Source organism: Mycobacterium kyorinense (assembly GCF_001672775.1).
Classification (GTDB): Bacteria; Actinomycetota; Actinomycetes; order Mycobacteriales; family Mycobacteriaceae; genus Mycobacterium; species Mycobacterium kyorinense_A.
Genome location: NZ_LZKJ01000060.1, coordinates 25,982 through 34,031, shown reverse-complemented (window position 1 = coordinate 34,031; position 8,050 = coordinate 25,982). Strand labels below are relative to the sequence as shown.

At 63.5% G+C, this 8,050-nt stretch carries 4 protein-coding genes; 1 reads left to right on the top strand and 3 read right to left on the bottom strand.

Translation table 11 applies throughout. The features are described 5' to 3' along the window. The coding region (locus A5707_RS06265) for a non-ribosomal peptide synthetase (RefSeq protein WP_156657617.1) at positions 1–4,497 on the bottom strand (4,497 nt) is incomplete at its 3' end. A gap of 677 nt (positions 4,498–5,174) precedes the next feature. Here A5707_RS06265 and A5707_RS06255 point away from each other — a divergent pair. Beyond that, positions 5,175–5,399, top strand: a complete 225-nt coding sequence (locus A5707_RS06255; protein WP_065013647.1) for a hypothetical protein — start codon at positions 5,175–5,177, stop codon at positions 5,397–5,399. A 4-nt stretch (positions 5,400–5,403) separates the two neighbouring features. Here the strand turns inward: A5707_RS06255 and fadD11 are convergent, their stop codons facing one another. Both fadD11 and A5707_RS06245 read right to left on the bottom strand, forming a co-directional pair. Further along, positions 5,404–7,230 carry a fatty acid--CoA ligase FadD11 gene (fadD11, locus tag A5707_RS06250; RefSeq protein ID WP_065013646.1) on the bottom strand — a complete coding sequence of 609 codons (1,827 nt, stop codon included), beginning with the start codon at positions 7,228–7,230 and terminating at the stop codon, positions 5,404–5,406. A 22-nt stretch (positions 7,231–7,252) separates the two neighbouring features. After that, positions 7,253–8,038 (bottom strand): enoyl-CoA hydratase/isomerase family protein, encoded by a 786-nt coding sequence (locus A5707_RS06245; protein WP_065013645.1) that lies wholly within the window; start codon positions 8,036–8,038, stop codon positions 7,253–7,255. Between the last annotated feature and the right edge of the window lie 12 nt (positions 8,039–8,050).

Below are 8,050 nucleotides of genomic sequence, written 5' to 3'. Positions count from 1 at the left end.
CTCCAACCGGGCGTGCTCAGCGTCGTCGAGCACATCGATCGACGACAATCGCCGATGCGGGTCAGTGATTATCGCTGCCAGCACCCGCTCAAACCGAGTGATCAGTGCTTGGATGCTGGCCGCATCGAACACATCGGTACGGAATTCCACCATCCCCGAAATGCCAGCGGGCTCACCGGCTTCGGTGAATCCTTCGGCCAATGTAAACGCTAAATCCATTCGCGCGGTGTAGGTGTCGGCCGGCAGTTGCGCCACCGTCAGATCACCCAGCGTCAACCCGGCAGCGGGAGCGTTGAGGTTCTGTGCGGGGACGTTCTGCCAGGCCAATGCCACTTGCACCAGCGGGTGATGGGTGAGCGACCGGGCCGGGTTGAGCCGATCGACGAGCACCTCGAACGGCACGTCCTGGTTCTCGTAGGCGGCCAGACTGCGCGCGCGCACCTGAGCCAGCAAGTCGGCCACACTGGGATCCCCGCCGAGATCAACACGCAACACCAACGTGTTGACGAAAAACCCGACCAACTCATCCAGCGCCGGATCACGCCGCCCGGCGATCGGGAACCCCACCGCCACATCAGAACTGGCGCTCAGCCGGCCCAACAACACCGCCAAGGCGGCCTGCACCACCATGAAACTGGTCGCATTATGCTCACGAGCCACCCAAGAAACCTGCTGCTGCAACCCCGCCGACCAATCCAGAGCCACCGTGGCCCCGCGCGAATCGGCCACCGCCGGATAGGGCCGATCAGTCGGCAACACCAACCGCTCAGGCATCCCAGCCAACACATCCTGCCAATACGCCACCTGGGTGGCGATGCGGCTACCACTGTCATCGAGATCACCGAATTGGGTGCGCTGCCACAACGTGTAATCGATGTACTGCACCGCCAACGGCGACCACGTGGGCGCTTGGCCGACACAGCGGCTGGCATAAGCCACCCCCAAATCGGACACCAACGGGGTGATCGACCAACCATCGGCAGCGATGTGATGCACCACCGCGGCCAGCACGTGCTCGTCCTCGGCAACGCGGAAAAGCCGCGCCCGCAACGGAATCTCATCGGCCAACTCGAAGGTGTAGCGCGCCAAGGCATCGATGGCCTCCTGCAGGACGCTGGCCGACCATCCGGTGGCATCGACGACATCCCAACCGAAGTCGGCCCGCTCGGCAGACACCACCAACTGGCGCGGAATCCCCTCTGCCACCGGGAACAGCGTGCGCAGGCTTTCATGACGGGCCACCACATCACCCAGCGCCGCGCCCAACGCCTCAACATCCAATGCTCCGCTGATCTGCAGCGCCGTGGGCATGTTGTGCACCGGCGAGGGCCCCTGCAACTGATCGATAAACCACAACCGCTGCTGAGCAAACGACAACGGCACCACCGCCGGCCGCTCACCAGCCACCAACGGCGCCAACCCATCCCCACCAACACCAATCCGCGGCGCCAACTGGACCACCGTCGGCGCCTCAAACACCGCACGCACTGAAAGCCCGACGTCGAAGCTGGCGTTGATCGCCGCGATGACGCGCATCGCCGACAGCGAATCCCCACCCAAATCGAAGAACGAGTCATCAACCCCGACCCGCTCCACACCCAAAACCTGGGCGTAGATGCCGGCCAAGATCTCCTCGATCGCATCGCTCGGGGCACGGTAACGATCGGTGTCGTGATAATCCGGCGCCGGCAACGCACGCTTGTCGACTTTGCCGTTGACCGTCAACGGCAACACGTCCAAGACGATAACCGCGGCGGGAACCATGTAGGCCGGCAACCGCTCCGCCAGCGCGGCGCGCAGATCAGCGGGATCTGCTGTTCCGGTGATATACCCGATCAGCCGCTTGTCGCCCGGGCGGTCCTCGCGCGCGATCACCACCGCCTGCTCGACCCCGTCCAAACCCGCCAGCGCCGTTTGGATCTCCCCCAACTCAATGCGATACCCGCGGATCTTCACCTGCTCATCCGCGCGCCCCACATAGCGCAACTGCCCATCAGCGCCCCAACACACCAAATCCCCGGTGCGATACATGCGCACACCGACTCCCCCGAACGGACACGCCACAAACCGAGAAGCCGTCAACCCCGCACGCCGCACATACCCCACGCCCACACCACGACCGGCCACATACAACTCCCCCACCACACCAAGCGGCACCGCCCGCAGCCAGCCGTCGAGTACGAACACCGCCGCCCCCGCCATCGGCGCACCAATCGGCACCACACCCGACCGCGCCGCCAGTGGCGCACTCCTGGACGCATAGACCGTGATCTCGGTCGGCCCATAGGCGTTGACCATCACCCGCCCGGGCGCCCAGCGCTTGACCAACTCGGCCGGACACGGCTCACCGGCCACCACCACCGCCATTGACCCCAAACCCTCCGGCGAGAGCATCGCCAGCGCGGAGGGAGTCTGGCTCAACACGCTGACCTGCTCACCAATCAACAAGTCCTGGAGCTCATCTGGTGAGCCGACCATCGACTCCGGTATCACCACCAGCCGCCCGCCACCCAGCAGCGCAGACCAGATCTCCCACACCGATACGTCGAAGGCCAAGGAATGCCACTGCGTCCACACCCCCGCAGGCGGCACGCTGTCATCGAATGACTCCAACAGCTGGGTCAGGTTGCGATGAGTGATAGCCATCCCTTTAGGCGCCCCCGTAGTGCCCGAGGTGTAAATGAGGTACGCAATGTTGTCCGGGCTTGGCGTCGGCAGCGCAGTACTCGGCTGGCTGTTGACGGCGGGATCACAGACATCGACGGCCAACACGTCCAACCCAACCAGCCGCCCCACCAAATCCGCGGTGGTAACCACCGCCACCGCCGCAGCATCGGCGAGCATGAACGCGATGCGTGCCTCCGGCAGCGCGGGATCGATCGGCAGATACGCCGCCCCCGTCTTGAGCACCGCCAGCATCGCCACGATCGCCTCTACCGACCGCGAACACAGCAGCCCCACACACTGACCCGCGCCCACCCCATGACCGACCAATAAATGCGCCAGGCGGTTAGCCGCCTCGTCCAGCTCGCAATAGGTCAGTGCTCGCCCTCCACAGCTGACCGCCACAGCCTTTGGACGACAGGTCACCTGGTCGGCGAACAACGCCGGAATCGACGCCGCCGCGAACACCGGTTGGGTCAATATCGCCCGGTTGCCGAGCACATCCAGTCGGGCATGCTCATCCTCATCGGGCACATCCACCGACGACAACAACCGCCCAGGGTCAGCAGCCATAGCCACCAGCACCCGCTCCAAGCGCTTCCCCAAATTAGCGAGATCACAATTCGGCAGTAATTGCCCAGCGCCCGGAGTGCTGAGAAAAAGCTGATCCTCGTCCCGGAAGAAGACCAGCCGAAATTGATCGCCTAGACCATCGTGGGTCAGGGTCGCCGTCACCGCAGAGCCGGCAAGATCCGCCAAATGTGTCGTAGGGATGAAATTGACCGCTATCCGATTCGACGCCTGCTCGAAGCCGCGGAGCCGTGCGGCGCTGCTCTCAATGCTGTGCACCGGGAACCGCTGATGCTGCAGCGCTTCTTGGATGCGCGCGTTAACGTGTTCGCAAAAGGCAGTGACCGTAGCACCCGGCGATGCTTTTAGCACTAAGGGGACCACCCCGGAAATCATTCCGGGCACCACTTTTGACTCGGGACGAACACGTCTGCTTACCGGAAAATCAAATACCACCTCTGAATTCTCAGCATCGCATCCACCAACTAGCAGTGCCGATGCCGCAGTAAGCACCGACGATCGATGCACGCCCAACGCCCGCGCCAACTCGTCGGCTCCAGCGACCGCGGAAGGGCTTAATTGAACCGGCGCAGCGGGCCCATTGGCATCGTGCCCGTTAGCAGTATTGGCTAACCGGTAGCGCGGTTCGCTTTCTGATGGGAGATTTCTGGCCCAGTATTCCCGATCTTCGAGATAATCGGCGGAGGATTCGTAGTCTAATTCGCAATCAATAAGGTCACTCAGCGATCCAAAATAAGTCGGGGGAATGGACTCACCACAAGCAATAGCGTTATAGATCGTTGCGATGCGATGCAGAACTAGAGCAAGGCCGATTCCGTCTGCTACTATATGATGGCAGCACACGAAAACACAAAACTCATCTATACGTGTCTGCAATACCGCAAATTTGAATAGCGGTCCGCTTAACGGCATTGCTGTTTGCTGAATTGACGATGCCAGCCGATAAGCATCGCGCTCGGGTTCCTGCGATCCGGTCAGGTCATAATGAGCTAGCTCGACGGGCGGATCATCAACCACTCGTTGAACAACCTGGCCGTCGGCCTGGAAAAATGCGGCCCGGAGTGGCTCAGCCTCGCGGACCACTTGGCGGACCGCCCACTGCACCAAATCGAGGTCAATCGGGCCGGCGATTCGCAAAAATACGCCAACCTGCCACCTGGCATCGAAACGACCCGTTTCCTCCGCAAGCCATATATCGAACTGGCCTCGCGTTAGCGGAAATACCCGATCAGCGACATCCATCGAAGCCCCCTGCAACGGATGCAAAATTCAATATTTATGTTGCACACTGGGCTTGCGCCGAGCCTCCCGCGCAAAACCCCTCATCTCCGCACGTATTACCGCGATCCCTCGGAGCTGATCACTTGACTATTCCGCGGCCACGTCAAGCGGGATAGGGTAATCAACTACCTCAATCGAGTGACCACTCAGGAAGTCCCGATTCGGTCGGCTAGGAGACTGCGGCACACAGCCCATCGAACGCCGACCCGTTGCGCCACCCCGCCGGTACATCCGCGAAACCCCGACGCATGCTGCCCCTTCCTATCGTTAACCAAAGTAAGGAAGCTGCCGCCTGAGATCATCGAACGGATTGAGACACATACGATGAATCAATTGTGCGTCATGTTACGACGCCTGACGTCGTCGTTCGGGCAATCAGTTAAATCGCAGCCGGATCTTTCATAAGGGCGATGACACGCTTGTTGCAAATGCTGAAAATGTGATAGGCGAGCTTTTTGAGGCAGAAGATAAATGATTGCCGGACTTTCGGCGAGATATCTTGTGGTTGGCTTGCCAGCTGACGTCCGGCGTGGTGTGCGATGCGGGAGAACGCCCGACGTACGGGTCGCTGCGGCTCCTTGGCAGCTCACGGCGGGTTTCGGGTGGCCGAAACTTTAAGTGCAGGGTATCCTGAGCCTGTGACCACATCCCAGCACGTCGACTCGCTCACCGGTTCCAAGCCGGCCGGAGTGCTGGTTGCCGGCGTGCCGTGGCCGCCCCACAAGCTGGTCGCGCTGCTGGCCGGGCTGGCCACGTTGCTGATCGTCGGAGTGCTCACCGCCAGTGCGGCGCCGTCGGTCCTGGGCGCCGCGGCCGTGGCCGTCACGGCCGGGCTGGTGTCCAAGGTGGTTTTGCGCGCCTAAGACTTCACGCTGGTTGCGTCGCCGACGCGGCCTTGGGCTCGTGCACGTCGGGTCCCGGCTCTGCTGCGTACAACTCCTCTATTTCGGCGGCGTACTTGGCGGCGATCGGCCGTCGTTTCAGTTTCATCGTCAGGGTCATTTCCTCGCCGCCGGGTTCCCACAGCGTCGGCAGCACCCGGAAGCGCTTGATCTGCTCGACGCGTGAGAGTTTGGCGTTCCCCTCGGCGACCCCGGCCGAGATCCCCGCAATCACCTCCGGGTCGACCGCAAGAGCTGCCGCGGAGGCATCGGCGAGCCCGTGCTGGGCTGCGTAGGGGCCCACCGAGTCGGCGTCGAACACCATCAATGCAGTGTTGTAGGGTCGCCCATCGCCGATGGTGACCATCGCGCCGACCATCGGGCATGCGGCCAGGATCGCGTTCTCGATGTTGGCCGGCGACATGTTCTTGCCGGCCGCATTGATGATCAGCTCCTTTTTCCGGTCGACCACCCGTAGATATCCCTCGGAGTCGACATCGAGAATGTCGCCAGTGTGCAGCCAGCCGTCGGCGTCGATCGCATCGGCGGTCTTCGCCGGCTCTTTGCGATAGCCCTTCATCACCAGCGGACCGCGCACAAGATATTCGCCGTCGTCGGCGATCTTGGACTCCAGCCCGGGAAGCAGCTTGCCGACGGTTCCCAGCCGCCCTTCGCGCGGATGGAACACGCTGGCAACGCAACTCAGCTCCGACATGCCCCACACCTCGGCGATCGGGATGCCGATTCCGGCAAAAAAGCCGAGTGTTTCCTTCGGGATGGGCGCCGCCCCGGACACCGCCCACCGCAGCTGGTCCAACCCGAGTTTCGCGCGCAGCTTGGACAGCACCAACTCGTCGGCGGTGGCCCACTCCGCCGCCACATCATCGGGCACCGGGTCTCCTGCGATCAGTGCCGCAGCGCGCTTACCACTCAGCGCCAGCGCCCATTGCAACGCCTGTCGCCGCTCTTCGTCGGGCTCATTCGCCACAGCGAATTGGATTGCGGCCTTGAGCTTTTCCCATACGCGCGGCACCGCGCCCCAGATGGTGGGCCGGACATCGGGCAGCGCGGCTGCGATGGCACGGGGGTCGGAAACCACGGTGATCTGCGTGCCGAACACCTCTTGGTTGTAGAGCGCCATCATCCGGTCGGCGATGTGCGCCGAGGGCAGGAACGACGTGATCCGGTCGCCGAATTCGACACCGAGGACGGCGTCGAGGGCCTGTCCTTCGAATAGCAGGTTGGCGTGCGTCATCTCCACGCCTTTGGGGTTTCCGGTCGTACCGGAGGTGTAGATGAGCGTGACGATGTCATCGGGTTGTACTGCGCGCCAAGTTGATTCGAAGTCGAAACCGTCGGCGCCGGCGGCGTACAGCTCTTCGACGGACAGCGTTCCGTCCGGTGACCCGTCGATGCACACGATGTGCTCGATGGGCGCACCGCTGGCGCGGATTCGGTCGACGTACTGCGCTTCGCACATCACGACCTTGGTTCCGGCGTTGTCGAACAGGTAGGTCAGCTGTTCGGCGGGCAGGGTGTTGTAGATCGAGAACGAGGTGGCGCCGACGTGCTGCGCACCGACCTCCAGCGGGTAGAACTCGATCCGGTTGGCCATCATCAGCGACACCGTGTCGCCGCGGCGCACCCCCAGTCCGGCCAACCCGGCCGCGACCCGGCGCACCTGCGCCGCGTACTCGCGCCACGTCATCGTCTGCGTATCGCCCGGTGTGCGGAGCGCGACCGCGTCGGGGTCTATCGCCGCCGTGCGCTGGAATGCTTCTGGCAACGTGGTCGCACGCTCGGCCGTGGTCATGTCCGATCTCCTCCTTGGATGTTCAGCGGCGGCGGACCCGGTCGAGGTAGGCCCCGGCGGCTTTCCGCGACTCGGAATCGTGCAATGCGGTGACGAGAGCGTCGGCGTCACTCCAGCTTCGCGCGGTGGCGACCATCCCGTCGGCCACGGCGTTCGTGTGACGTTTCGTCGAGGCCAGCGTCAGCGCCGACTTGGTGAGTAGTTGGTGCACCAGGTGTTCGACTTCGTCGTCGAGATCAGTCTCCGGCACGACGCGGTTGAGGAATCCGGCCGTCTTGGCCTCATCGGCTCCGAAGGGTCGACACGTCATCACCAGTTCCTTGGTCAGCGCCGGGCCGATCTCGCGCACCAGCCGCGGAATGCCGCCCCAGGCCAACGGAATTCCGAGATCGACCTCGGGTATGGAGAACCGGGCCGAGCCGGCCGCCACCCGCAGGTCGCATGCGGCCGCGAGCACCAGTCCGCCGCCGACACAGTGACCGTGCACCCGCGCGATGGTCACTGCACGCATGGCTTCGACGGCGTCGGCCATCCGCCGCCCGGCGTCGGCGGCTTCCCGTGCTGCGCCGGCACCGTCGGCAGGATCGGTGAACGCTGCCAGGTCGGCCCCGGCCGAGAACGCGCGACCGTTGCCACTGACGACAACGACTTTGACCTCGGGCCGGGCGTCGAACCATCGGGCCGCGGCGACCAGTTCGTTGAGCGTCTGCGTACTGAGCGGGTTGAGCTTCGCGGGCCGGTTCAACGTGATCGAACCGCGTTGCCCGTCAGCCACGACCTCGACGGTCGTCGCGTCGTGGCCTTCCATGCATCCGACCGT